Source organism: Helicobacter bilis, assembly GCF_001999985.1.
In the GTDB taxonomy this organism is placed as follows: Bacteria; Campylobacterota; Campylobacteria; order Campylobacterales; family Helicobacteraceae; genus Helicobacter_A; species Helicobacter_A rappini.
Window position 1 is genome coordinate 2,531,345 of the sequence record NZ_CP019645.1, and the last position, 25,040, is coordinate 2,556,384.

Consider the following 25,040-nt stretch of genomic DNA (forward strand, 5'->3'; position numbering starts at 1 on the left):
GGATAAAGGGGGCTATAATGGCACAGACAAATACACTTCTAAGTGATTTACAATCAGCAATCAAAGGCAATACAATAAATCGTGATATGGTTGATAGATTCGCAGAACAAGAAAAGAATGAAAGCATACAAATAAGTCAAATGGTGCGTGGAAATCTAGCGAATTTTGAAGCAACAGATAAGCCTGTCTATAACGCACTTAGTGCGTTGAAAAATGCGGTAAATGAGATTAATCCAAGTAATTTCAAACTTTCATTTTTTGATAAATTATTTGGTAAAAATAATTTTATGCAAAAATATTTTGATAAATTTCAAGAGAATCAAGCCCTGCTTGATGAGCTGATAAAAAAACTTGAAGAAGGTAAGCAAATCCTTTTAAGAGATAATGTTGCCCTAGAGATTGAAGCAACAAAAAACGCAGAACTTGCAGAAAAAATAAAAGCACAACTACAACTCGCCCTAGAAGCTAATAACTATATAGAATCTTTACTGGCTGAAGGGGCAAATAATCAAAACATAGCTACACAAAACACACAACTACTCGCACAGAATCTAATTCCACAAAATACAGAATCTAGCACAGCCATCACGCAGACAAGCACACAAGATTCTATGCAGGATATTTATGCGGTGGTTACCTCACAAGAGATTAGCCCAGAAAAACGCCTAGAAATACAAAATCAAATCCTTTTTCCATTGAAGCAAAAAATCACAGACTTTCAGCAACAAATCCTAGTCCATACGCAAGGTGAAATCGCCATTAAAACACTTATTAATAATAATAAAGAGCTTGCAAATAGCGTAGATAGGACAAAAAGCGTAACGCTTAATGCCCTAAATGTCGCAATTATTACCGCACAAGGGCTAGACCAGCAGCAAAGAGTGCTAAAAGCAGTCAATGATATTAACGCAACAACAAGTGATTTACTCGCACAAAATGCCGCAAATCTCAAACAACAAGGCGTAGCTATACAGCAGGGTGCTGCAAATGCAATGCTTGATATGGAAAAACTCAAAAAAGCATTTGATGATGTGCTAAGTGCAATGGAGGATACACAAAACTTTAGAATCAACGCCTTGCCAAAAATGCAAGAAAACATTCAACTCTACAATCAATACATTGATGAAATGAGCGAAAAAAAGAAAAAGGTGATGGGGTAGTTTAGCTCTATATTAATCGTGCGAAAATAGGCGTTTGGAAATCCGATTTTGCTATGTTTTGGTTACATAAGTGTGAGTGTGGAATATAAAAGTTATATACTTTATATGTAGTTTTTACCGAATCAAGACTAGGATTAAAGCTATTTGTATTTAAGTCCTATAATATCTCATGTCGCCTTTCCGGTAGAGTTTCCATTCTATTTTAGTCGGGCTAACAATAAATATGCTATAATTAATCTCATTATTATTCTAAGGATATGCTATGACAAGATACATGCGGATATTTGATTCTTTTTATTTATTATTGCTTGGTGTTGGAGTTGGCGGTATTATTGCCTGTGGGGCGTTTGCTGCACCGATTATTTTTAATATCAATAAGTTTATCCCTACATTTTCAGAGATGGATAGTGGGCTTGTTATGGGGAAAATATTTGTGCGTTTGAATGCGTATTTGATGTTTTTAGCGATTATTATGGCGTTATATGAGGGCTTTAGTTTCTTTGCTAAGATTCTAAAACTTGATATTTTGTATTCAAATTTTTGGCTTATTTTGGGTGTGTTTAATATTGTGCTTATCGCATTGTTTGTGTATTATTATACGCCTTTTATTTTAGACACACAGAATCTTTTGAGTGAAAATTTTGCGAGTATGCACGAACAAAGCGTATGGGTTTTTAAAGCTTTAATGTTTGGCTTAAGCGTATTGCTTATATGGAGGGCTTATCTTCTACACTATGTTCCACAAAGCCCTAAAAAGTAGTTTTAATGTTGTAGCTTATTAATTATTTTATTCTACAATATGTGAATTTAAATTTAAGGAGAAGTCATGTTTCATGAATACAGAGAAGAGATCACATATCTCAAACAGCACAACGCACATTTTGAAAAGATTTTTAATGAGCATAATGACTTAGACCAAAAGATACAAAATGCGGAAAATGGTATAGAACATCTAAGCAATCAAGAAGTCGAAGTGCTAAAAAAGCAAAAATTGCATTTGAAAGACCAAGCTTATGCAATGATACTTGAGCATAGAAAAGCCCATCCAAAAGCCTAGCATACGCAACACACAACCATAAGATAGCAAAATCTGCTATCGCCCCGATTTACTCCAAACTCTCATGCAATTTTGAAGCTTTTATATAATATCAGTTTTCACACAACACTAAGGAAAGACATGAACTTTATCATTTTATTTAGTCCCAGTGAAGATAAGATTCTAGAAAAAGATAAGATTCTAAACAATGATGATTTTCTCAAAGAAGTATCTATGCCAGAGATAATGCCACCCGCTTTTTTAGAATCTTTATGGGAAAATGAGATATTAAATACTCATAGAACAAATATTATGCAATGCTACTATGAAAACTTATGTAAGATTTTAGAACATAGAGATAAGGCTTTGCTAGAATCTATGTATGGTGCAAAAGGATTTAATGATAAAAATATTTTTGATTTATATGCTGCCTTGCATTCTAAAAAACTATTAAAGGCGATAGAGCTTTATAGTGGCGTAGCATTTCAAGGATTATCTTTTAGCACATTAACACAGAATGAAAAAGATTTTATCTTAGAAAATGTGCTTATTTTTAGCAATCTATTTGGTGTGATAAGGGCTAGTGATTTGATCCCCTATTATAAACTAAAGCAAGGCACAAAGACAAAGTCTCTCACATTAAAAGACATTTATACCCCATTTATCCTACATTTAGAAAAAGCAATGCAAACAAAAGAATATGTGATTGATTTGCGTGCTGGAATCTATACGAAACTTTTTAAGCCAAAGTTACCCCATTTCTTTTTTGAGTTTCAAAAAAATGGAAAAACCATAAGTCATTATGCAAAGCTATATCGCGGAAAAATATTGCACTCAATCGCACAAGCTGTGCGCAATCAATCTGCATTAGAATCTTTTGAAAAGTACTTTGAATATCTTTGCTCTCTACATAACACAGACTTTAGATTCCATAGTTATACGCAAAAGGCTAATTGTTTTACTCTGTGTTATGAGATTCTATCTTAAAGAGAGATTATATAGTCTTACTAAACTGCTTTGTGATATTTTTCACAAGATAAGTATCAAAAACCATTGCAATATTTCTAATCAGCATTTTTCCCGTTGCACTCACTTGAATGCTATTAGAATCTATTGTAAGCAACCCAAGCTCACACATAGGTTTTAAAGATTCAAATTCACTTGAAAAATGCGTGATACAATCGATACCAAAACTCTCATTAATCGCTTTAAAATCAAGCTTTGCATTATTCATTAAACTCATAATCACTTCTTTACGCAATATATCTTCAGGGCTTAAAAGAATGCCTTGTGCGACAGGCAAAGTGTTGTTATCAAGGCTATTTTCATAACTCATCATGTCTTTGTAATTTTGCGTATAGTAATCCACCCCTTCGCCAATAGAAGTCAGCCCAATCCCAATAGTCTGTGAAAAGCCCTTTGTTGTGTAACCTTGAAAATTCCTACGCAATTCCCCCTTATTTTTTGCGATAGATAGGCTATCACTCTTTTTTGCAAAGTGATCCATACCTATCATTTCATAGTCATTAGCATGTAAAAATTCAATGGTATTTTGCAGAATCTTTAGCTTCTCTTCTGGGCTTGGCAGAGTTGTCTCATCGATTTTACGCATAGTTTTTTTCACCCATGGGACATGTGCGTAGTTAAATATTGCAAGTCTTTCTGGGCTAAGTTTTATAACAGATTCTAAAGTATTTGCAAAGCTTTTTTCACTTTGATAGGGCAAACCATAGATAAGGTCAAAGTTAATAGAATCTATACCATATTTTCTAGCCAACGCCACGCTACTTTCTACAAGGCTAAAGGGCTGGATTCTATTAATATGCTGCTGCACTTTGTCATCAAAGTCTTGCACACCAAAGCTTATGCGATTAAAGCCACAATCCTTTAGCACACGCATTTGGTCTTCACTAAAATGGCGAGGGTCTATCTCACAGCTTATTTCACAAGATTCACTAAAATTTGGGAAAGTATGTCTTATCATTTGCGTAATAGTTTGTAACTGCTTTGCATCAAAAAATGTCGGCGTGCCACCACCAAAATGAAATTGTGCCACCTTTCTCTTTGTATCCATAGAATCTTTAAGCAAAGCTAGCTCTTTTTCTAAGTATTTTATATAACGCTCTTTTTTATCCTCTTTGCTCGTATATATCACATTACAACCACAAAAATAACACGCGCTTTTACAAAATGGCAAATGCGTATAAAGTGATAAATCCTTGTCTCTATATTTAGAATCTGCTCGATTAAAAGATTCTAAAAGAGTGGTTGCATTAAAGTCTTTATGAAACTCATTTGCAGTAGGATAGCTTGTATATCTTGGTCCGGGCTTTGAGTGCTTTGCTAATGCTGAAAAATCAATAGATTCATACATATTTTTCCTTTATTTCCTTTGAATACTTTTTGGGTATTTAAGACTTGTAATTATATCCAAAGCAAAAAGGAATGTGTTAATACACAAAAGAAACAGAAGAAAGCGTTAGGGTTTATGTTTAGATTCTATGTAGTTATTATGTCTTATAAAAATTGCAATATTTACAAGCAAACTCTCACATTGGCTATTCCAAACACATGCTATAATCTGCCTGTTTTATCTTATGAAAATCTTTGCTTGAGACTAGTTTGCCATTACCACATACTGCTTGTATTATCTCATCATTTTTGTATAGAATCTCAATGTTAAGTTTTTCATTCTCATCATAAGATTTTGTAACGCCGTTTAGTTTTCCGTCTTTAAAAGTTTGTTCTATTATCATCTTTGCGTTTTCATCATAGGTTATTGTAAGCCCATGTAGTTTATCATTAGAAAATGTTGCACTCTCTTGTAAGATTCCATTTTTATAGTAACTTCTTCTCACACCTTCTGCCTTATCATTCTTATATATAGTTGTTTCTTGTATCTCTCCATTTTCATAATAGAGAGTTTCAATACCTTCTTTATTATTATTTTTATATCTTGTTTCACTAGCAATATTACCATTTTCATAATAGCATGTCACTACACCATCAAGCATATCATGATGATAAGTAGCCTTGCATTCGATATTCCCATTTTCATGATAAAATATTGCTTCACCATGTATTTTGCCATTGCGATAGGGTATCATATCTGCCAACTTCCCATTTTTATAATATGCTTTAAAAATGCCATTTATTTCATTGTTTTTAAATGGCAACTCTTCCTCAATCACACCATTTTCATAAAATTTTCGCTCAACACAGCCTATTTGCTTGTCGTTATAGCTTTGACATTCTTTTAAGCTGTGGTATTCTTGTTGGTATTCGTTTAAGTTTTGATATTCCCATGCGCTTGGGCTTTGTAAAAACAAAAGTATATAAAAAGCCTTTAGAATTATGTGTTGCATTGTAAATTCCTTTATATTAAACGGATTAAACTATAATGAAAGATTCTAAAATTCATCTTTACACCACACACTTATAAAATTGTGGATTTAAGTTTTTGTTATTTTAAGCTATGGTTGAAAAATCTCCTTTAGATTCTATATTAGATATTTAGCTATGCCTAATGACAATCTATCAAATCTAAACAGATTCTAAAATATTTCCTAAGATTCAAATATGTTTTTTGCTCATTCTACTTTTTTGTAATAATATATCCATCTCCAAAGAGACCGGGCTGCATAGAATCTGGCACAATAGCTTCAGCACTCACTTTTCTTGTATTCACATCAACAGCTGGGTATATCTTATAAATCTTTGCTTCTCTCTCCACGCCTTTGCCATCGATTCTATAGCGATAAATATCACCGACTTTTACATCTGGTAAATATTTAGAATCAAACTGGATAATCATCTTTTTTTCATTGCTAATCAGGCGAAAAAGCTTCGTTTGATTTGCCCCCACACCATCGCCTAGCTCGATATTACGACTAGCGATCACCCCATCAAATGGTGCGATAAGTGTTGTCCGCCGTAAAAGCTCACTTTGATATTTAAGGCTATATTGCAGGTTGTTATAGGTGCTTTCAAGATTCTTGTAGTTTGAGTAGTTTTGATCTAGCGTATTTTTATCGATAGCATTTCCACTCTTTTTGAATCTTTCATATTGTTTTTTTGCAAAAATGTATTGTGCCTTTGCGCCCTCTAGCTGTGCTTTTTGCATATTGACATTTTGTATTTTATCTTCATTTGAGAGTGAGAGAAGTGCATCATCTTTTTTGACTTCTGTCCCCACATCGACATAAATATTTGACACAATGCCACTTGTATCCATCATGAGATTAGAATCTCTTACTGCTGCCACATTAAACACCCCATAAACCTCTGCTCCAAGCATGATCTGCATGCTTACAAAAAATGTGATAAATAACCGCATACTATTCCTTATGTATAGAATCTACTTTCATTCTATTTATGTCTTTGAAAGTGTTATTATATACAAAAATTTGCGATAGATTTTAAATTTTAGAATGTAAAAGTTATGCTAAAGTGTAGTTCGAATAGGGTTTGTTTGATAGCTTTGCGTATATATTCAAGCTGTGCTGTCTCTTTATACGAGTTATTGTATTGCATAGATTCTATTTTTTAGTTTTCTTCTTTATGTGATAAGTTTGGATTATTTTTTGCTTGTATGAGTGAGATTTTATAAACAAGGATATGTGATGAGACTACTTTTTATTATTGGTTGTATTGCAAGTGTTATAGCACTCTCTGGTTGTGCTGCAAAAAAGCAAAAGCCTTCTGGCGTGTTTGTCAGCACAAAATGCGATATGGTATGTAGCAACACAGAATGTAATCAAGTTTGCACGCAAGTTGAAGGCACTTTGAAATAGAGAATATTTAAGTTCTGTGTTAGAAACATACTTTTTTGTGAGTAAGGGTTTTAGATTCTACGCCTTTATAGGTGGCATGGGGCTTCCTGTGTATTTTGGCAGGATTTTAGGATAAAATCCTTAAATTTAAATGAGTTTAGAAAATAGGCTAGGAATTGTATATATAAGCTTACACAATCTAAAGTGGGTGCATATTTAGAATCTTAGATTTTTCCATTTTGTATTAATATATCTCGGCATTCATTTACTGCTGATACAAATTCATTGCCATTGTGTATATTGCTGATGAAAATTCTGCTAGATTCTGTGTATTTATTATTTATTGAAATCTTGTAAGCATGGAATATATAAGCAAAAAATCCTTGATAAAATGAAGCACCGCCAAAATCACTCCAAGTAATACCACGAATGCCCTTAGTCCATGGTAAAAAGCCACTATAATACCACACACCCCTTGTGTCAAAATAGACATACTGCACACGATATGATATAAAACATAAAGCAACGATAATAATTTGAACAACTAGCACACCAATAACAGCAACCATGTTTTTCTGCAATATAGACGATAAAATGAGAAACAAAAAGGCATGTATAAGACCAACTTTTACATATGCAATAAAAGATATGCCATACTTTTTAGAGACAAAATTATCTAAATCAAATGCTTGATTTGAGTTTAGCGTTTCCGTATTTTCCATGCTTTAATCCTTGTGTTAAAATATTAAAGCAGCGATTTTACAAAAAAAAAAAACAAGTCAAGCGATTTTAGTCGTTATCTTCTGGTTTCAATATATTTGTATTTAAATTTGTTGTTTGCGGGATTTTTGTATCAATAAGCCATACATAACTCAAGCGATTGCTAAATCTATGTGGTTTTAACTCGGCGTGTAAGTAGCCATTTTCTGGTTTAATACTGCCGATTGTGCCAACTTGCACATCTTCAAAAAAGATTCCATCTAGCCCACTTGTTACCACACTATCCCCACTTTTAATGCTCTGCCATGCAGGGATATAATCAATGACAATCTCGCCATTCTCCATTGTGCGTAAGGTCCCGGGGACTCGATTTTCCCCAATATATACGCTATAACTGCAATCTTCATCGCCATTTAAGATTCCAAGCATGTGATTATCCACCATTTTAGCAATGCCGATTGCATAGCCATCTTTTACAAGTCCAAATATCTTTGGCTCATCGCTTACATGTGTATAATCCATCCAAATCTTTGTATATGTCCCAAGTGTCTTGTAGGATAGCACTTTTACTAAATGCACATCAGGGTCTAGATAATGTCTCTCACTCTCAAGGGCGTAATAGAGATTATCAAACTCTGCTTGCAAGGCTTTGTATTTTATAGAATCTGTTTCTAATTGTGTGATTTTTGCTCGCATATCTTTTATTTGTGCGGCTTGATTCATATAATCATTAATAAAGAGTGTTATGCCCTCTTTTTTATCATTGTAGTATTTTTTGATTTGTAGTGAAATGTTAAGGGTGTATTGCTGTAAAAATGGCACATATCCAAATGCTATGGCTATAATAAGGCATAGTGTAGCAATAATAACATAGAATCTTCTCACACTACATGCCTATTTTAGAATCTAACTTCTTGCTGCAATCTTTTCAAGCATATCTAAATTTCCCATTGCCTCACCCGTGCCTTTTGCCACAGCGAGTAAAGGCTCATCACCGACATATACAGGAAGCTTTACGATATCTGAAAAATATTTATCAAGATTGCGTATTAAAGCACCACCACCAGTTAGCACAATGCCATTTTCTACAATATCCCCTGCTAAATCTGGTGGGACTTCCTCTAGCACGCCCCTTAGGGCATTTCCCATTTCTTTAATAGGGTCTTTGATCGCTTCTCTTATATCTTCACTTGTTAATTCAATAGAGTTTAAAAGCCCGCTTACTTGATCTCTACCCTTTACTAATTTTACTAGTGGTGTATCAAGTGGTGCGGCACAACCAATCTCTATCTTAATCTCTTCTGCGGTTCTATCACCAATAAGCAGGTTAAACTTTTTACGGACATATTCCATAATCGCTGTATCGAGTTTATCGCCGGCGATTCTAATCGATTTTGAGATAACAATCCCACCAAGTGAAAGCACACCAATTTCAGTCGTCCCACCGCCAATATCAACCACAAGGCTGCCTTGTGGCTCTTGTATAGGTAATCCCGCACCAATGGCTGCTGCAAGTGGCTCTTCTATAAGAAATACTTCTCTAGCCCCAGCACTCATAGCAGATTCTTTAACCGCTTTTCTCTCAACAGAGGTAAGCCCATAAGGCACACATACCATAATTCTAGGTCTAACAAATGACTTTCTTTTATGCGCCCTTTCTATGAAGTATCGTATCATCTTTTCAGTAATCTCAAAATCTGCGATAACACCATCACGCAAAGGTCGTATAGCACGGATATTATCAGGCGTCTTTCCTATCATTTCCTTTGCTTCTTTACCAACTGCTAGAATCTCTCCATCGCGATATTTATCAACTTTCACTGCTACGATGGAAGGCTCATTGATTAGAATCTCATGTCCTTTTATCATCACAATCGTATTTGCAGTCCCCAAATCAATCGCAATATCATGTGAAAACCAACCGACTAATTTATTTAAAAACACTTTGTAATCTCCTTATTAATGACTATATAGCTTTTGTCTTTTTCTTTTTGATTAAAATAGGCTGTTCAAGCTTATCTACGCATTTGCGTGTAATGATGACTTCATACCCGCTAAGATTAGGTAAATCAAACATAATATCAAGGCTAAAGTCTTCAACAATAGCACGCAAACCTCTAGCACCCGTCTTTCTCTCCATAGCAAGCTCTGCGATACGCTCTATCGCCTCATCTTCAAATACAAGCTTTGCCCCATCAAGCTCAAATAGCTTTTGATACTGCTTTATAATCGCATTTTTTGGCTGTGTTAAGATTGAAATCATAGCTTCCTTACTTATAGAATCTAGCGTTGCAATGACATGTAGTCGCCCTATAAGTTCTGGTATTAAACCAAAACTCACTAAATCATCAGTTTCAATCTTATGCAGGATATTATCTTCGTCCGCTTGTTGTTTAGGATTAGAATCAAAACCTAAGACATTATTGCCTAGCTTTCGTTTAATAATATCTTCTACCCCATCAAATGCACCACCGCAAATAAAAAGAATATTGCTTGTATCCATTTTGATAAACTCTTGATTTGGGTGCTTTCTCCCACCTTTTGGAGGGATATTTACAACACTTCCTTCAATAATCTTTAATAAAGCTTGTTGCACTCCCTCGCCTGATACATCACGCGTAATAGATCTATTTTCAGAAAGTCTAGAGATTTTATCAATCTCATCGATGAAAACAATGCCCATTTCAGCGCGTTTTAAATCATAGTCTGCGGCTTGTAAAAGACGCGTTAAGATATTCTCCACATCTTCGCCAACATATCCAGCTTCTGTAAGAGAAGTCGCATCAGAGATTGCGATAGGAATATCAAGGAATCTTGCTAAGGTTTGAGCCATAAGAGTTTTACCGCTACCTGTTGGACCTATGAGTAAAATATTTGACTTTGATAACTCTACATTTTCTTCTAAATCTGTTACATTGACGATATTTTCATCTGTTTTAGCGGCTACTCTTTGTTGGTGCAATAACCTTTTGTAATGATTATAGATTGCTACACTAAAGACCTTTTTAGCTTGTTCCTGCCCCACTACATATTCATCTAAATGTGCTTTTAGCTCTTTTGGTGATGGCACATCATCTAAGCCCCAAGATTCTGAATTTGTAATGCTATTTTCACTACTAAATAGCGTTGTATAGATAAAAACCGCACATGCCTTACATATATAAGCTTTTGTTCCAGTAATTTTTTCATTACTTGATACTATAGGATTTGGTTTAGATTTCTTTTTGCCACAAAAGCTACATGTTTCACTCATTTAACTCACCTCTTTTATAGGGTATGCCTCTCTCAGATGCTAATATAAACTCACAGATTTTAATAATATGCGTATTATTTTCCATACCTTTTGCTACTTCAAGTTCCATAGCGGCTAAATCACGCAAACTTTTATTTCCAGAAAATAAACGCTTATAGAGTGCATCAATCATATCAATTTCATCTCTTTCCATAATCTTTCGCATACGGAATCTATTAAGCCCGATAATACGCGCTCTATTGCCCTCCGCCATACAATAAGGCGGGATATCTTGCGACAGGGCAGAAGCCCCAGCTACCATTGCCCCCTCGCCAATCTTTACAAACTGATGCACAGGTGTCATACCGCCTATATTCACATGGTCTGCGACATGGATATGTCCGCCAAGTGTTGCATTATTTGCCAAAATATTATGACTACCTACAATGCAATCATGGGCTATATGCACATATGCCATGAAAAGATTATCATTGCCTATTTTTGTGATATTGCCACCGCCTTCTGTGCCCGGATTAAACATGCAAGATTCTCGAATCGTATTATTATCTCCAATCTCTAGCACACTCTCTTCGCCCTTATATTTTAAATCTTGCGGTGGTGTGCCAATCACAGCATTAGGAAATATCTTGTTATTTTTACCAATAGTTGTATTTCCCATAATTGTTACATGATTATAAAGATAGCTTTTTTCACCAATGCTTACATTACCCTTAATTACACTATAATCCCCTATTATTGCGTTTGCTCCAATCTTAACATTCCCCTCTATAACCGCTGTCTTTGCGATTACAGCAGTTGGGTGTATAACGACATTATTAGTCATATAAAACCTTTTAAAATCTTAAACTTATTTATTATGTGAATCTGTTACCATAGCCTTTAATTCCGCCTCACTCACAAGAGAATCATCAACATAAGCCCTGCCTTGCAGCTGCCATACATTACTTCTTTGCTTCATCACTTCCATATGATAAGTCAAGCGATCTCCGGGTCGCACAGGCACACGAAATTTCACATTATCAATTGTCATAAAATACACAATCTTATCTTTACTCGCGTCAAAGTCAAGCCCCCAAGTGCTAACAAAAGCTAAGATTCCACCAGCTTGTGCCATTCCCTCAATAATCATAACGCCCGGATATATTGGCTCTTTTGGAAAATGCCCTAAAAATACCTCTTCATTAATTGTTACATTTTTATAGGCTTTAATCTCTTTATGTGGATTAAGAGAAAGCACCCTATCTACAAGCAACATGGGGTAGCGATGCGGTAAAACTTGCATTATTTTGTCGATATTTAGATTCTCATAAGTTTGTAGTTGTTTTTCATTATCCATGTGGCAACCCTAAAAAGTGAAAATTTTTGGCTAATTGTAACACAAAATATTTTTAAATTGATTATTTTTCTGCACTACATAAGCGAAAAACATAGTGTTTATGCAAAATGAAGCTTTGATTTAGATTCTATTTTTTATTATTCTTGGGATACATGATATTCTGGTTTGGGATATTTCATCGTATTGCATGAGAATCCTTAGCTATTTGCTGAAATCGCCATCAGCAAGACTATAAGCAAATAACCACCAAAAATCTGTAAGCAAAATAAAAAACTTGCCTTGTAGATTCTGCCAATGTATTGATATGTTTCTTGTAGAGAAAATACAAAATAATCATAGTTATACCCAAGCTCCACTAGGTTATAAAAAGTTTAAACCAAAAGTAAGAATATTTACTGCAAAAAAGAATCCCAAAAATATTCTAATTGGAATCTTATTAAGTAATAGCAATATATTAGGTAATATAAGAACAAAGGGACCAAACAATACTACAAGCAAACCAAACTGAAATTTAAATATAAAATCTAGTAAAGGCAAACTTAAAAGAAAACCACTAACACATAAGGCATTTATGGCAACTTTTATAATCTTTGCACCGCCAAGAATGGGTATCATATACATACAGCACATAAGAAAAAATATACTCATAACGGCCGTTAAATTTATTGATATAGAAAAAAATATAAAATCCTTTCGTGTATAAGAATCTACAATTTGAATTATGTAAAGAAACAACACAACAAAGAATATCGCATATACTACACTCGCAATACTCATTAAGACAATGTAGATAACCTTATCACTTGGTTTAGTAAGTAGATTATAGTCTTCCATTATCATATCTCATATCCTTTGGAACATAACGATTGTTTTCATATACCTTGACTACAATAGATGCTGCTATCAAATCAAAACAGCAAGGAAATATAAGTATAAATCTCCCCCATGAATACTTCTTTCATACTCTCAAAACAATGATTCTATCCATGATAATTTGGAGCTTCCTTCGTAATCACTACATCATGCACATGGCTTTCTCTTAAACCTGCTGAAGTAATCTCAACAATGCGTGCATTCTCCCACAACGCAGGAATATCTTTTGCACCGAGATAACCCATACATGAACGCAATCCACCAACAAGCTGGTGTAATACACTAGCGATTTTACCACGATAAGGCACTCTGCCTTCAATCCCTTCTGGCACAAGCTTTTCTTGGGCTGTTCCCTCTTGAAAATATCTATCGCTGCTGCCCCTTTGCATTGCTCCAATGCTTCCCATACCACGATAACTTTTATATTGTCGTCCTTGAAATATGACTAAATCACCCGGGCTTTCTTCTGTGCCTGCAAGCAGTGAGCCTATCATAACGCTTGATGCACCAACTGCTAGGGCTTTTGCTACATCGCCACTATACTTAATCCCACCATCTGCAATGATTGGAATCTGATATTCTTTTGCTACTCTAGCACAACCATCAATAGCAGAGACTTGAGGCATACCAACACCCGCTACAATCCTTGTGGTACAAATACTACCCGGTCCTATGCCAACCTTTATTGCATCAGCCCCTGCTAGGATTAAATCCTTAGTCGCTTCACCTGTAACGACATTGCCAACTATCACATCAACATCAAGCTTTGACTTAATCTCTTTTAGCGTATTAATCACATTTTTAGAATGTCCGTGTGCTGAGTCAAGCACTAAAACATCAACTCCAGCTTCAACCAACGCACTAGCCCTATCAATTTGATTCACACCAACAGCAGCCCCAACTCTTAATCTACCTAGAGAATCTTTATTTGCATTTGGATATTCAATACATTTTTGAATGTCTTTTATCGTGATTAAGCCATGAAGCACATTATTTTCATCAACAAGCGGTAATTTTTCAATACGATTTTTATGCATAATGTCCTTTGCTTTTTCAAGGCTAATGCCTACATGTGCGGTAATAAGAGGGGATTTTGTCATCACATCGCCCACAAGTTTATTAAAATCTGTTTCAAATCGAGTATCTCTATTTGTCAAGATTCCAATAAGACATTTATTAGAATCTACCACAGGCACACCAGAGATACTATAGGTTTGCATAATGAGTTCCGCATCATTTAAAGTCTTATCAGCAGTGATAAACACAGGGTCATTGATAATGCCGCTTTCACTCTTTTTTACCTTGCGGATTTCTTTTACTTGAGATTCTATATCCATGTTTTTATGTATGATGCCTATGCCGCCAAGCCTTGCCATAGCAATGGCACTTTTATGCTCGGTAACGGTATCCATCGCAGCACTTACAAATGGAATGTTAAGACTTATATTGCGTGTAAGCATGGATTGCGTGCAAACTTCCTTTGGTATCACTTCAGAATATGCGGGAATGAGTAGAATATCTTCGAATGTTAATGCCTTTGTGATTAGATTCATAATGTGCCTCTCTTGTAATGTGGAATGAATGCAAATATTTTACTTTATAAAAAATAATGATTAGTTTTTCATTTTTTTAAATCAAATGAAAATGTGCTAGAATCTTGCTTTATTTTACACTATAAGGAAATCTATGGTTTTAGCAGATGGGGTTTTAATGGATGGCAAAAAGCTTGCAAGTAAGATCGAAGAAGACATTATAAAGGAAACAAAAGAATTAGCCATAAAGGGCATTGTCCCGAGTCTTGCGGTGATTCTAGTAGGCAATGATAGTGCTAGTCAAACCTATGTTACAATGAAAGCAAAGGCGTGTAAAAGGGTTGGCATTACCTCTATTCTTTATGAAATGCCTACAAATACAAGTGAGCAAGACCTACTTCAAACAATTGATAGCCTAAATAAAAATGATCAAATTGATGGAATCTTAGTCCAGCTACCCCTGCCAGAGCATATTAATGCTTCAGAGATTCTTGATATGATAGCACCGCATAAAGATGTAGATGGATTCCATACACAAAATAGCGGTAAATTGCATAGTGGTTTAAAGGGCTTTGTGCCCGCTACACCACTTGGGGTTATGACGCTACTTAGGCATTATAATATTGATATTAAAGGTAAAGATGTGTGTATTGTGGGTGCTAGTAACATCGTGGGTAAGCCACTTTCAGCCTTAATGCTGAATGCAGGGGCAACAATTAGCGTGTGTCATATTCTCACAAAAGATTTGAGTTTTTATACAAAAAATGCAGATATTGTATGCGTTGGTGTTGGTAAGCCAAATCTCATTACAAAAGATATGATAAAAGAGGGGGCTATCGTAGTAGATATAGGTATCAATCGCTTAGAGAATGGAAAGATTGTAGGCGATGTAGATTTAGAGAATCTTCGCTCACATTGTTCCTACATTACACCTGTGCCGGGCGGTGTAGGACCTATGACTATCGCTTCTCTATTACAAAACACACTAGAGAGTGCAAAAAAACGCCCTAAACGATAGTATCAAGTGGGTAATATGAAAGGGTATATTTTATGCTTAATGGAAAGGCTTTAGATTCTGGAGGTTTATATGCGTTTTAAAATGTTATTTGCATTATGCGTGAGTATGGTATTTTCTTATGGTGGGGCTGCATTTGAGAGTGATAGCTATTTGATTTGGATTAGCTCAAGGTGTCCAGAGCAAAGCACAACTTGCACGAGTGTTACCTATAATCAAACAAGTAAAAGCAATGGAAAAACAATTGTCATTGAAGGCGGTGAGCCAATAGTTGGCTCACTCTCTAAGAATCTTATCGGTTATACTTTCTATGACTTGCAGACAAAGCACTCTTATGAACTATCAATGGATTTAGATGGATTTTATATGCTTTATATTAGACGCTACCCTAAACCATCAACAAAAGAGAAAGTTAAAAGAATTAGTGATAATGACTATCAAGCAAAGTTAGCTAAGATTAGAAAGTAGTTTTGTTTTAAAATTAACACTTTAAAGTCTTTCTTAAGTATTCTTTATGAAAGTAGATTTAGCAATACTATTTGAAAGATATGGATTCTATGCTTCTACTATGATTTAGAATCTTAATCAACTAGAATCCAAATAGGATAAAGCAATGAAGTCTTTGCAAAGTCTTTTACAAACCATCTCACAAACAATCCAGCACAAGTTGCGACAAATCTATTTTATAAACACAAGACAGAATAAGACAAACTTTTTTGCCATAGAGATTCCATTAAAGCATTACATTATTCTTATTTTCATATTACTTGTGCTTTGTTCTTACAATCTTTTTACAAAATATCAAACTTTTCTAGCCCTAAAGCAAGGGCATGTCTTTGAGGCGACAATACTTTTGCACTACACAAAAAAGGAAAATAGCGAGAGATTTAAGCTACAAGATTCACAAGGCAACATATTCTATGCGACATATAAGGGGAAGTTTAAGCAAATAGCAGGCAAAAAGGCTCTTGTGTATGGCAAGATTTATAAATGCAGTTTTTTGCAATTTTTGCGTAGTTGTAATATCTATAACTCAAGCCTTTCACTTCTCCCAAGCATTGATAAAAAGCAATTTTTGCGACATTTTATCAACGCTCAACATGAAGATAAACTAGCAGCAAATCTATATAATGCCCTATTTTTTGCAGACCATTTAGAAAAGCCCTTAAGGCAAGGGGCTATTGTCTTTGGATTAGCCCATTTGATTGCTATTAGTGGCTTTCATCTTGCTATCCTAAGCTTTATATTTTATGCTCTTATTTGCCCTATCTATTTTATATTTCATCGCTATTTTTGCTATCGTAATGCGGTGTATGATTTAGGTTTGTTGGGGCTTATTTTTGTATTCTTTTATCTTGTATTGATTGATTTTCAGCCAAGTTTCTTACGGGCATTTATCATGGCATGTTTTGCATACATGATACTTCTTTTTGGATTGCAAATTACAAATTTTTTGAATCTTTTCTTATGCGTTTTATTTGGACTTGCATGGAATGTTAGCCTTTTGTTTCATATTGGCTTTTTGCTCTCTGTGGCGGGGGTGTTTTGTATCTTTTTATTTATGCGGCATTTTGCTAGTATGAGTGCAAACTATAAGGGGCTAAAAAAGTTTGTATTTGGCGTTGTGCTATTTAATTGCATTATTTTTTTGCAAATGATTCCTATTACGCATTACTTTTTCCCGCAATTCTCACCTTATCAAATCATCTCAATACCGCTTAGCATTCTTTTTGCCCTAATCTTTCCATTTGTTATCATCGCACATATTTTTGGCTTTGGAGATATATTTGATTCTGTAATTTTATGGGTTATATCACATGAGTTTTCTTTATCCATGCTTTATACACCTTTATGGTTTTTGCTCTTTTATCTTTTATTATGTCTATTTGCTATGCGATTTTTATGGGCGTATGTTGCAAGTCTTATTTGTGCGTCTATATTTTATGTGATAAATTTAGTATTGTTTTTTAGCTAGATTGTTTTATCTTATATGTATCTAAGCTATAATGTCAGCTTTAGATTCTAAGATATGAGACAAAAAAATGCAAAGCAAAATAGTTTTTGGTTTATTGTTTGGTGGTGTATGTGTGGCGACACTTATGCTGTATCAAGCCTATTTATTTAATATATTGATTGCATTTTTGCTTTGTGTTGCTACGATTTGGTTAAAACATTGGTTGCAAAACTATGTAAAAAATGCACTCTTAGCATCTCTATTTGCACTTTTGCTTATGATAGGACTAGTATTTATACCCGTATTATTTGTGTGTTATCGTGCGTTTTTAGGTGTGAAAATGATCAATTGGTTGAGTTTGCAAAGCATGTTTGACCAATCAAAACTAGCATTACAGAATCTTGCTGAAAAACTACCTTTTATACACGATTATTTGCCTTCATTATTGAATGAAATCTCATTTGCTAAAATCTCTGGCATAGTCTTAAAATTATCTAGCATAGTGGGAGAGAATGGCTTAAAATTTATTATCGATGGCTTTGTTATTATTGTATTTTTATTTGTGTTTTTTTACTTTGGAGAGCGGCTTTATGCGTATATGAAACGCATATTGCCTTTTGAAGAAGCACAGATTAATGAAGTGGCAATGGAAGTTAGCGGGACTTTGCGGCTTGTATTTCTCTCTACTTTTTTTAATGTTGTTATGCAGGGGACTGCATTTGGGATTATTGCGTATTTTTTTGGCTTTGATGGGGTTTTGCTTGGTATTTTGTATGGAATCTGCTCTATGATTCCAATTGTTGGCGGGGTGATTGTATGGCTGCCAATATGTGCTATACTTGTGTATCAGGGCGATTTTAAAGGTGCGGTAATTGTAGGGCTTTATAGTGCGGTATTTATCGGCTTTATAATCGATAATATTGTAAAGCCATGGCTTATAGGCATTGTGAATAAGCGGATTTTACGCACGCCTTTACAGATTAATGAGTTTGTGATATTCTTTGCGATTTTAGCGGGTATTGGGGCGTTTGGCTTTTGGGGCATTATTATTGGACCTGCGATTACAGCGCTTTTTATCGCTTTATTGCGTGTGTATGAGCATGAATTTGTAGATAAAAATAAGGAAATGATATGTTAAAAGTTGCGGTTCTTGGGACAAGTGGCTATGGTGGTGCAGAGATTCTTAGAATCTTAAACGCACATGATGAGGTAAAACTCAATTATTTTGGGGCAAATACACAATCTGGACAAAGGATAGATAAAAGCTTAGGGCATTTTTATAAACACTTTGATTCTATCATGGATAATAAAGATTTAGAATCTGTGTGTGAAGAAAATGACTGCATTCTAGCGGCAACCCCGCATGATTTTTTAGCAAAAATACTTACAAAAGATATGCTAAAAAAATGCGTAATTATTGACTTATCCGCAGACTTTCGCTTGAAAAATGCTAAGAAATATGAAGAGTATTATAACTTCACTCACCCAAATATTTCTTTACTACAAGATTCTGTATATGGGCTAAGTGAGCTTTATAGAGATAGCATTAAAGAAGCAAATCTCATAGCAAATCCGGGCTGCTATCCTACTTGTAGCACATTGTGTATCGCTCCATTTTTAAAGCATGGAATCATTGATAAAAAAAGCATTATAATCGATGCAAAAAGTGGGGTATCAGGGGCTGGTCGCAGCACAAAGCTAGATAATCTCTTTTGCGAAGTGCATGAAAATGTGAAAGCCTATGGGCTTATAAATCATAGGCACACAGCAGAGATTGAGCAAAATCTTTCTATCATTTCAAATAGTGAAATCATACTTAGTTTCACACCGCATTTAATCCCCATGAATCGCGGCATTTTAATCACTGCTTACGCACAATTAGAAAATAAATATGAGAACATTACAGAGAAAGAGATACAAGAGATTCTTACAAATTTCTATGCCAATAGCTATTTTATTAGAGTGCTAGAATATGGCGTAGCACCGCAGACTCGCTGGGTTAAAGGGAGTAATTTTGTCGATGTGAGTGTATGCCTTGATAAACGAAATAAGCGATTAATTATGATGGGAGCCCTTGATAATCTTGTAAAAGGCGCAGCAGGACAAGCCATACAGAATCTTAATATCCGCTTTGGATTTACAGAACATAAAGCTTTGGGGCAATTGCCTTTGTTTCCATAGATTTTTTGGTGTGATTTAATTATTCTTGTAATGATTGAAGGATTTAATAATGTAAAACTACATAAGAAACTCTTTGTATTATAGTTTTGATTATTTTTAAGAATGTGTAAGCTAAAATATGTTTCAGTAAAATTAGGCTCAATATGCTAATTATCGATGTATCTTCAATAAAATAGTGTGTTGATATTTTTCAATTTCTTGTGTAATATTTTGATGTTTAATTTATAAAAATATTTTATTTTAATGTTTTTAGCTAAGGAATCTTTTATGCAAAACACACAACAACTAAAACTTCTAGCTGTTATTGGCAATCCTATCAAGCATTCATTATCACCACTTATGCATAATTATGCCTTGCAAAAGTTAGGGCTAAACTCATTTTATACGCGCTTTTGTCTTCCACAAGATATAGATTCTAGCCATTTGGCTGATTTTATTCTATCGAGTGATTTAGCAGGTGTGAATGTTACTCTGCCTTTTAAAGAGACATGTTTTAGGGCATTAGATAGCATTCAAGGTATTGCAAATGAGATTTGTGCAGTCAATACAATTGTGCGTAAAAATGATAAGTTAATAGGATACAACACTGATGCAGAGGGATTTTACCATGCGATAAAAAGTCATAATCCAAAGCATGTTTTATTGCTTGGTGCAGGTGGCAGTGCAAGAAGTATTGCGACCATTTTATTTAGAAAAAATATCAATCTTACAATTGCTAATCGCAGCACAGAGAAACTCGCATATTTTAGCCAATTTGGCGAAACTCTAAGTTTTGCTGATTTAGGGGGCAAGACAGAGTGCTATGATATTATAGTGAATGCAACAAGTGCTAGTGTTAAGGGTGTGTTGCCAATGCAAGAAGAGATTCTAATTCCCTTATTGCAGCAAAGCAGGCTTGCCTATGATTTAATGTATCAAGCTGGCGATACGCTATTTTGTGCTTTAGCAAAGCATTATACACAAGCCCTAGATGGTAAAGCAATGCTTGTGTATCAAGGTGCTCTAGCTCTAATGTATTTTCATGATATGGAGATACAAGACATGCAATTTAAACATATAGCAAAGATTATGGCGGAAGCCTTGAAAGTGAGTTTATAATAGAGCTTAAATGAGAATCTTTACCTTTTATATTGATAGGACTAAGAGAGATAAAATAAATATCCATGAAATATACAATATTTATATTAAAACGCTACAATGTAACACCGCTTTATTTTGAGTAAATATGCGGTTGTAATTTATGTTAATTTAAGGAGCATATTATGGGACAATATATTGAGTTAAATCAAAGTAATTTTGCAGAAGTAACACAAAATGGCATTTCTCTTGTGGATTTTTGGGCGCCTTGGTGTGGTCCATGCCGCATGTTAGCACCAGTCATTGATGAATTAGCAGCAGATTTTGCTGGTCGTGCAAATATTTGTAAAGTCAATACAGATGAAGAAGAAGCGTTGAGCGCACAATTTGGAATCCGCAGTATTCCAACCATTATATTTATGAAAAATGGTGAGATAGTAGATCAAGTCATTGGTGCTACTACAAAGGCAGTCCTTGCGGATAAACTTAACGCTTTGTTGTAATATCGTAACATACAGGAAGATTCCATGATAGATTTAGCAATCATTGGTGGCGGTCCTGCGGGACTATCCGCAGGTCTATACGCTACACGAGGTGGTATAAAAGATGTGGTGCTATATGAAAAGGGAATGCCGGGCGGACAGATTACGGGTAGCAGTGAGATTGAAAACTATCCGGGTGTGAGAGAGATAAAGTCGGGGCTTGACTTTATGGAGCCATGGCAGGAGCAATGCTTTCGTTTCGGTTTGAAACATGCGATGTCAGAAGTCATACGCGTTGAGAAGCATGGCGATATTTTTCATATTATCCATAATCAAGGTAAAGGTGAAGAGACACAGGAAGCAAGAAGTGTGATTATCACAACAGGTGGTCGCCCCAAAAAGTCAAATATTAAAGGCGAGCAAGAGTTTTGGGGTAAGGGCGTTAGCACATGTGCTACTTGCGATGCGTTTTTTTATAAGAAACGAGAAGTTGCTGTGCTTGGTGGTGGGGATACCGCATTAGAAGAAGCGATATATCTTACAAAGTTTGCTTCAAAAGTGCATCTTATCCATAGAAGAGATGGCTTTAGAGCCGCACCGGTAACGGTTCAACACGCAAAAAGCAATGAGTTAATAAATTTCCTAACCCCCTATGTCGTTACAGAAATTTGTGGCGATGAAAATGGTGTAAGCGGTCTAACGATTAAGAATCTTAATACAAACAAAGAAGAGAGGCTAGAAGTGCCGGTTATATTTGAGTTTGTTGGCTATGAAGTGAATAATCAAATATTACAACAGAAAGATGGCTCATTTCTTTGCAAAGTAGATTCCTATGGTTCTGTGATAGTGGATCTAAAAATGCACACAAATGTGGCGGGTCTATTTGCCGCAGGTGATATACGCATAGATGCACCAAAGCAGGTTGTATGTGCTGCTGGAGATGGCGCACAAGCTGCGCTTGAAGCTATTGCATATTTAGAGCAAAAACATTAAAGCGAAATATTAAAAGGCAAAAATATTTAAAAAGGTAGGCTATGCTAGAAATTGGTATCTTTGGGGCGACAGGTAGAGTAGGTAAATTATTAATTGATGAGATTCTAGAATCTAAAAAAGCTAGTCTGGCAAGTGTGTATGTGCGGAATGAATTGCAATATAACATTCCATCAAATACGCTTGTTACAAGTAGCATGGCTGATTTTTTAGAATCAAGTCAAGCCATCATTGATTTTTCAAGCGCAGAGGCAACTAAGAATCTGCTAGAGTATGCAAAGACACACCCCACACCACTTGTAATCGGCACAACAGGCTTACAACCATCGCACATTGAGCTTTTAAATGAATGTAGCAAAGCTATGCCTATTCTTTATGCGACAAATATGAGTGAGGGTGTGGCTATGCTAAATAAGCTTGTTGCCCTGCTGAGTGTGCAACTTCGCAACTATGATATTGAAATCACAGAGATTCATCATCGCTATAAAAAGGACGCGCCATCAGGCACAGCCCTAACTCTCGCACAAACTGCAGCAAGTGCTAGAAACCTAGATGAAAATGCCCTTAAGTTTGGCAGGGAGGGCATAGCATTGCGTAATAAAGATGAAATCGGCGTGCTAAGTCTTCGTGGTGGCGATGTTGTCGGTCGGCATGTCGTTGGATTCTATGCAGATGGTGAGTATATCGAGCTAACGCATAATGCAACTTCAAGGGCTACCTTTGCAAAAGGTGCTTTGCATGCAGCCCTTTGGCTTGTTAGACAGCAAAATGGGCTTTATAGTATGCAAGATATTTTTGAGTTTTAATACGGAGTGATTATGCAGATAAAAGATTCTCATACTATAAATGGTATCACATACTTTACCCCCCCCCCCCCATTGTATCAAACACGCTAGACACAGACACTAGCGACACTTCTAAATCTAGCTTAAATACAGAATCTAATGCAAACTTTCACTTCCCAAGTGAAGGTATGGATATGCTATATTTGGCTGAAAATAAGCATTTTTGGCATATTGCAAGGCGAGAGTTTATCTATCAAGAGATAAGTCGCATTTTAGCTTCTTTATATCCGCAAGATAATGGCAAAAGCACAAAGATTTTAGATTTGGGTGCTGGCACAGGGAGTGTTACAAGGCATTTTTTATCGCAAGGTTTTAATAATATCGCATTGGGTGAAATCCACCCGCAAGGCTTAGAATACGCTAAAACCTATGGCATAAAGGATTTATATTGTATGGACTTGCTTGATGTGCCTTTTGTGAATGAGTTTGACTGCATTTTTGCCTTTGATGTGTTAGAACACATTGATGATGATTTAGTAGCGTTAAAAAATATGAAAAGTATGCTAAAAAATAATACAAAAAGCCTTTTAGCTCTAAGTGTCCCTGCACATAAATGGTTATGGAATGCCCACGATGTGAGTGTGCATCATAAGCGGCGATATACTAAAAACGAGCTTGTCAGCCTTATGAAACAAAGTGGCTTTGAGATTGTATGTGCGAAGTATTTTTTCATTTCTATTACGCCATTGCTTTGGGTTAGGGCATTGCTGCATTCTGCACCATATCCAACGCAAGATCCTCGCATTGCAAAATCTCAAGTAAGTCAGCAAAATAACACATTAGATTCTCATACAGAATCTAGCGAAAAATCTAGCACAAACACAGAATCTGTGGCAGAATCTCACAAAGAAGAACTACGCGATACGCCACCGCCCGCACTTATCAATAAAGTATTACTAGGAATTTGTCGGCTAGAAAATAAGATTCAGCACTATCTCCCACAAAATCTTAGCGCCCCATTTGGTGGCTCACTGCTTGTAGTGGGTAAAAATATGTCTTAATGTTAGATAATATAATGTGTATATTTTTGTAACATAAAAAATAAAATATGCGATTTTAGTTTTGTTATCTTACCATTTACATTTTCATAACGATATAACGCGGATTTATTATCATTTTTTTAAGGAGCTTTCCATGTTAAAGAATATTCAGTTATGGGGGGGGGGGGGTCTCGCCCTTAGTTTATTATTAATTACTGGTTGTGGCACAATTACAAATGGCACAAAGCAAAAGGTTTCAATAAGCACTAGCACGGGACAGCAAGTTGTTGCTAGAGTTGATGGGAAAAAGGTAACAATTCCTGCCAAAGATATAGCGGTTAGTCGTAAAAAGGGTGCTGATATTAGGGTTTTAGAAGAAGATAATCCTTGCTTTGAAACTACAAATTATTCTATTTCTGGAAAAGGTAAGGTTAGTGGCGTATTTTGGATTAATATCTTTTCTGGTGGCTTTTTTGGCTCTACAACAGATGCGATTTCTGGTGGTATGTGGCAGTTTAATGATCCAAACTTCGTTGTCCCAGTAACAAAAAAGCCAAACTGCACACCACCTGCTAAACCAAAAGTTACAGAATCTAAAGAAAGCACAGAATCTAAGCAAGACAAAAAAGCTAAAGAAGAAAACAAGCAAGAAGCTAAGCAAAAAGACGATAAAGCACAAGATAAAGCTAAGACAACAGATACTAAAAAGCAAAAGTCTAAAAAATAAGTTTAGCGTGTAGTTAAGATTTTAGCATGTTTATAAAGTTATGAGATTATGTGTAGTTACAAGTTTTAGAGTTTTAAAACCATGAAGTTATAGGATTATTAGCATTG

At 35.3% G+C, this 25,040-nt stretch carries 27 protein-coding genes; 16 read left to right on the forward strand and 11 right to left on the reverse strand.

All coding sequences use genetic code 11. The features are described 5' to 3' along the window. Positions 1-17 precede the first annotated feature (17 nt). The 4 genes from XJ32_RS11220 to yaaA all read left to right on the forward strand — a co-directional run bounded on the left by XJ32_RS11220 (position 18) and on the right by yaaA (position 3,183). Complete coding sequence (locus tag XJ32_RS11220) at positions 18-1,160, forward strand: toxic anion resistance protein (RefSeq protein ID WP_077389839.1); 1,143 nt, start codon at positions 18-20, stop codon at positions 1,158-1,160. Between the two features lie 262 nt (positions 1,161-1,422). After that, positions 1,423-1,920 carry a DUF4149 domain-containing protein gene (locus XJ32_RS11225; protein WP_077389842.1) on the forward strand — a complete coding sequence of 166 codons (498 nt, stop codon included), beginning with the start codon at positions 1,423-1,425 and terminating at the stop codon, positions 1,918-1,920. Between the two features lie 66 nt (positions 1,921-1,986). Continuing rightward, positions 1,987-2,217, forward strand: a complete 231-nt coding sequence (locus XJ32_RS11230) for an HP1242/YdcH family protein (RefSeq protein WP_077389845.1) — start codon at positions 1,987-1,989, stop codon at positions 2,215-2,217. A gap of 120 nt (positions 2,218-2,337) precedes the next feature. Continuing rightward, complete coding sequence (gene yaaA, locus XJ32_RS11235) at positions 2,338-3,183, forward strand: peroxide stress protein YaaA (RefSeq protein ID WP_077389847.1); 846 nt, start codon at positions 2,338-2,340, stop codon at positions 3,181-3,183. Between the two features lie 7 nt (positions 3,184-3,190). Here yaaA and hemN read toward each other — a convergent pair whose 3' ends face one another. The 3 genes from hemN to XJ32_RS11250 all read right to left on the reverse strand — a co-directional run bounded on the left by hemN (position 3,191) and on the right by XJ32_RS11250 (position 6,532). Beyond that, a complete protein-coding gene (gene hemN / locus XJ32_RS11240) occupies positions 3,191-4,570 on the reverse strand; it encodes an oxygen-independent coproporphyrinogen III oxidase (protein ID WP_077389850.1) in 1,380 nt (459 codons plus the stop codon). A gap of 184 nt (positions 4,571-4,754) precedes the next feature. Beyond that, positions 4,755-5,561 (reverse strand): toxin-antitoxin system YwqK family antitoxin, encoded by an 807-nt coding sequence (locus XJ32_RS11245; RefSeq protein ID WP_077389853.1) that lies wholly within the window; start codon positions 5,559-5,561, stop codon positions 4,755-4,757. A 230-nt stretch (positions 5,562-5,791) separates the two neighbouring features. Next, the gene (locus XJ32_RS11250; RefSeq protein ID WP_077389856.1) at positions 5,792-6,532 is read right to left on the reverse strand and encodes an efflux RND transporter periplasmic adaptor subunit; all 741 of its coding nucleotides are present in this window, start codon (positions 6,530-6,532) and stop codon (positions 5,792-5,794) included. 286 nt (positions 6,533-6,818) lie between these two features. Here XJ32_RS11250 and XJ32_RS12115 point away from each other — a divergent pair, with 286 nt between their 5' ends. Beyond that, entirely contained in the window at positions 6,819-6,989 is a 171-nt protein-coding gene (locus XJ32_RS12115; RefSeq protein WP_004088155.1) for a hypothetical protein, read from the forward strand. Positions 6,990-7,192: 203 nt separating this feature from the next. Here XJ32_RS12115 and XJ32_RS11255 read toward each other — a convergent pair whose 3' ends face one another. The 8 genes from XJ32_RS11255 to guaB all read right to left on the reverse strand — a co-directional run bounded on the left by XJ32_RS11255 (position 7,193) and on the right by guaB (position 14,703). After that, complete coding sequence (locus XJ32_RS11255) at positions 7,193-7,690, reverse strand: hypothetical protein (protein ID WP_077389859.1); 498 nt, start codon at positions 7,688-7,690, stop codon at positions 7,193-7,195. 67 nt (positions 7,691-7,757) lie between these two features. Further along, positions 7,758-8,573: a rod shape-determining protein MreC gene (mreC, locus tag XJ32_RS11260; RefSeq protein WP_077389862.1), complete on the reverse strand. Its 816-nt coding sequence runs from the start codon at positions 8,571-8,573 to the stop codon at positions 7,758-7,760. Positions 8,574-8,594: 21 nt separating this feature from the next. Further along, positions 8,595-9,632, reverse strand: a complete 1,038-nt coding sequence (locus tag XJ32_RS11265) for a rod shape-determining protein (protein WP_077389865.1) — start codon at positions 9,630-9,632, stop codon at positions 8,595-8,597. Positions 9,633-9,654: 22 nt separating this feature from the next. After that, positions 9,655-10,941: an ATP-dependent protease ATP-binding subunit ClpX gene (gene clpX / locus XJ32_RS11270; RefSeq protein ID WP_077389868.1), complete on the reverse strand. Its 1,287-nt coding sequence runs from the start codon at positions 10,939-10,941 to the stop codon at positions 9,655-9,657. Continuing rightward, positions 10,934-11,764 (reverse strand): acyl-ACP--UDP-N-acetylglucosamine O-acyltransferase, encoded by an 831-nt coding sequence (gene lpxA, locus XJ32_RS11275; protein ID WP_077389871.1) that lies wholly within the window; start codon positions 11,762-11,764, stop codon positions 10,934-10,936. The genes clpX and lpxA overlap by 8 nt, the downstream gene beginning before the upstream one ends. 24 nt (positions 11,765-11,788) lie before the next feature. Beyond that, positions 11,789-12,277: a 3-hydroxyacyl-ACP dehydratase FabZ gene (gene fabZ / locus XJ32_RS11280; RefSeq protein ID WP_005219018.1), complete on the reverse strand. Its 489-nt coding sequence runs from the start codon at positions 12,275-12,277 to the stop codon at positions 11,789-11,791. A gap of 360 nt (positions 12,278-12,637) precedes the next feature. After that, positions 12,638-13,117: a hypothetical protein gene (locus tag XJ32_RS11285; RefSeq protein WP_077389874.1), complete on the reverse strand. Its 480-nt coding sequence runs from the start codon at positions 13,115-13,117 to the stop codon at positions 12,638-12,640. A 140-nt stretch (positions 13,118-13,257) separates the two neighbouring features. Next, complete coding sequence (guaB, locus tag XJ32_RS11290) at positions 13,258-14,703, reverse strand: IMP dehydrogenase (RefSeq protein WP_077389877.1); 1,446 nt, start codon at positions 14,701-14,703, stop codon at positions 13,258-13,260. Between the two features lie 133 nt (positions 14,704-14,836). Here guaB and folD point away from each other — a divergent pair, with 133 nt between their 5' ends. From folD to XJ32_RS11345, 11 genes are all read left to right on the forward strand, one after another. Then, a complete protein-coding gene (gene folD, locus XJ32_RS11295) occupies positions 14,837-15,700 on the forward strand; it encodes a bifunctional methylenetetrahydrofolate dehydrogenase/methenyltetrahydrofolate cyclohydrolase FolD (protein WP_077389880.1) in 864 nt (287 codons plus the stop codon). A gap of 69 nt (positions 15,701-15,769) precedes the next feature. Further along, entirely contained in the window at positions 15,770-16,165 is a 396-nt protein-coding gene (locus XJ32_RS11300; RefSeq protein ID WP_005219014.1) for a hypothetical protein, read from the forward strand. 145 nt (positions 16,166-16,310) lie between these two features. Next, positions 16,311-17,672, forward strand: coding sequence for a ComEC/Rec2 family competence protein (locus XJ32_RS11305; protein ID WP_077389883.1), 1,362 nt, complete (start codon positions 16,311-16,313; stop codon positions 17,670-17,672). Between the two features lie 67 nt (positions 17,673-17,739). After that, complete coding sequence (locus XJ32_RS11310) at positions 17,740-18,789, forward strand: AI-2E family transporter (protein ID WP_005219010.1); 1,050 nt, start codon at positions 17,740-17,742, stop codon at positions 18,787-18,789. Next, complete coding sequence (argC, locus tag XJ32_RS11315; protein ID WP_077389886.1) at positions 18,783-19,832, forward strand: N-acetyl-gamma-glutamyl-phosphate reductase; 1,050 nt, start codon at positions 18,783-18,785, stop codon at positions 19,830-19,832. Before XJ32_RS11310 ends, argC begins: the two co-directional genes overlap by 7 nt. Before the next feature lie 267 nt (positions 19,833-20,099). Beyond that, positions 20,100-20,930, forward strand: a complete 831-nt coding sequence (locus XJ32_RS11320; protein WP_077389889.1) for a shikimate dehydrogenase — start codon at positions 20,100-20,102, stop codon at positions 20,928-20,930. 164 nt (positions 20,931-21,094) lie between these two features. Further along, positions 21,095-21,412 carry a thioredoxin gene (trxA, locus tag XJ32_RS11325; protein WP_004088886.1) on the forward strand — a complete coding sequence of 106 codons (318 nt, stop codon included), beginning with the start codon at positions 21,095-21,097 and terminating at the stop codon, positions 21,410-21,412. A 24-nt stretch (positions 21,413-21,436) separates the two neighbouring features. Then, complete coding sequence (gene trxB / locus XJ32_RS11330; RefSeq protein ID WP_077389892.1) at positions 21,437-22,384, forward strand: thioredoxin-disulfide reductase; 948 nt, start codon at positions 21,437-21,439, stop codon at positions 22,382-22,384. A gap of 41 nt (positions 22,385-22,425) precedes the next feature. Beyond that, positions 22,426-23,187 (forward strand): 4-hydroxy-tetrahydrodipicolinate reductase, encoded by a 762-nt coding sequence (dapB, locus tag XJ32_RS11335; RefSeq protein ID WP_077389895.1) that lies wholly within the window; start codon positions 22,426-22,428, stop codon positions 23,185-23,187. A gap of 167 nt (positions 23,188-23,354) precedes the next feature. After that, positions 23,355-24,227: a class I SAM-dependent methyltransferase gene (locus XJ32_RS11340; RefSeq protein WP_077389898.1), complete on the forward strand. Its 873-nt coding sequence runs from the start codon at positions 23,355-23,357 to the stop codon at positions 24,225-24,227. Positions 24,228-24,360: 133 nt separating this feature from the next. Continuing rightward, positions 24,361-24,933 (forward strand): hypothetical protein, encoded by a 573-nt coding sequence (locus XJ32_RS11345; protein ID WP_077389901.1) that lies wholly within the window; start codon positions 24,361-24,363, stop codon positions 24,931-24,933. Positions 24,934-25,040: the final 107 nt, after the last annotated feature.

Excerpts from the sequence above, each read along its gene's own strand:
- dapB (WP_077389895.1), top strand. The coding sequence starts at position 22,426 with ATGCTAGAAATTGGTATCTTTGGGGCGACAGGTAGAGTAGGTAAATTA.
- trxB (WP_077389892.1), top strand. The coding sequence starts at position 21,437 with ATGATAGATTTAGCAATCATTGGTGGCGGTCCTGCGGGACTATCCGCA.
- hemN (WP_077389850.1), bottom strand. The coding sequence starts at position 4,570 with ATGTATGAATCTATTGATTTTTCAGCATTAGCAAAGCACTCAAAGCCC.
- XJ32_RS11255 (WP_077389859.1), bottom strand. The coding sequence starts at position 7,690 with ATGGAAAATACGGAAACGCTAAACTCAAATCAAGCATTTGATTTAGAT.
- trxA (WP_004088886.1), top strand. The coding sequence starts at position 21,095 with ATGGGACAATATATTGAGTTAAATCAAAGTAATTTTGCAGAAGTAACA.
- XJ32_RS11285 (WP_077389874.1), bottom strand. The coding sequence starts at position 13,117 with ATGATAATGGAAGACTATAATCTACTTACTAAACCAAGTGATAAGGTT.
- XJ32_RS12115 (WP_004088155.1), top strand. The coding sequence starts at position 6,819 with ATGAGACTACTTTTTATTATTGGTTGTATTGCAAGTGTTATAGCACTC.
- XJ32_RS11250 (WP_077389856.1), bottom strand. The coding sequence starts at position 6,532 with ATGCGGTTATTTATCACATTTTTTGTAAGCATGCAGATCATGCTTGGA.
- XJ32_RS11230 (WP_077389845.1), top strand. The coding sequence starts at position 1,987 with ATGTTTCATGAATACAGAGAAGAGATCACATATCTCAAACAGCACAAC.
- yaaA (WP_077389847.1), top strand. The coding sequence starts at position 2,338 with ATGAACTTTATCATTTTATTTAGTCCCAGTGAAGATAAGATTCTAGAA.
- XJ32_RS11305 (WP_077389883.1), top strand. The coding sequence starts at position 16,311 with ATGAAGTCTTTGCAAAGTCTTTTACAAACCATCTCACAAACAATCCAG.
- XJ32_RS11225 (WP_077389842.1), top strand. The coding sequence starts at position 1,423 with ATGACAAGATACATGCGGATATTTGATTCTTTTTATTTATTATTGCTT.
- XJ32_RS11340 (WP_077389898.1), top strand. The coding sequence starts at position 23,355 with ATGGATATGCTATATTTGGCTGAAAATAAGCATTTTTGGCATATTGCA.
- XJ32_RS11245 (WP_077389853.1), bottom strand. The coding sequence starts at position 5,561 with ATGCAACACATAATTCTAAAGGCTTTTTATATACTTTTGTTTTTACAA.
- folD (WP_077389880.1), top strand. The coding sequence starts at position 14,837 with ATGGTTTTAGCAGATGGGGTTTTAATGGATGGCAAAAAGCTTGCAAGT.
- XJ32_RS11300 (WP_005219014.1), top strand. The coding sequence starts at position 15,770 with ATGCGTTTTAAAATGTTATTTGCATTATGCGTGAGTATGGTATTTTCT.
- XJ32_RS11310 (WP_005219010.1), top strand. The coding sequence starts at position 17,740 with ATGCAAAGCAAAATAGTTTTTGGTTTATTGTTTGGTGGTGTATGTGTG.
- XJ32_RS11220 (WP_077389839.1), top strand. The coding sequence starts at position 18 with ATGGCACAGACAAATACACTTCTAAGTGATTTACAATCAGCAATCAAA.
- argC (WP_077389886.1), top strand. The coding sequence starts at position 18,783 with ATGTTAAAAGTTGCGGTTCTTGGGACAAGTGGCTATGGTGGTGCAGAG.
- clpX (WP_077389868.1), bottom strand. The coding sequence starts at position 10,941 with ATGAGTGAAACATGTAGCTTTTGTGGCAAAAAGAAATCTAAACCAAAT.
- fabZ (WP_005219018.1), bottom strand. The coding sequence starts at position 12,277 with ATGGATAATGAAAAACAACTACAAACTTATGAGAATCTAAATATCGAC.
- lpxA (WP_077389871.1), bottom strand. The coding sequence starts at position 11,764 with ATGACTAATAATGTCGTTATACACCCAACTGCTGTAATCGCAAAGACA.
- XJ32_RS11345 (WP_077389901.1), top strand. The coding sequence starts at position 24,361 with ATGTTAAAGAATATTCAGTTATGGGGGGGGGGGGGTCTCGCCCTTAGT.
- XJ32_RS11320 (WP_077389889.1), top strand. The coding sequence starts at position 20,100 with ATGCAAAACACACAACAACTAAAACTTCTAGCTGTTATTGGCAATCCT.
- guaB (WP_077389877.1), bottom strand. The coding sequence starts at position 14,703 with ATGAATCTAATCACAAAGGCATTAACATTCGAAGATATTCTACTCATT.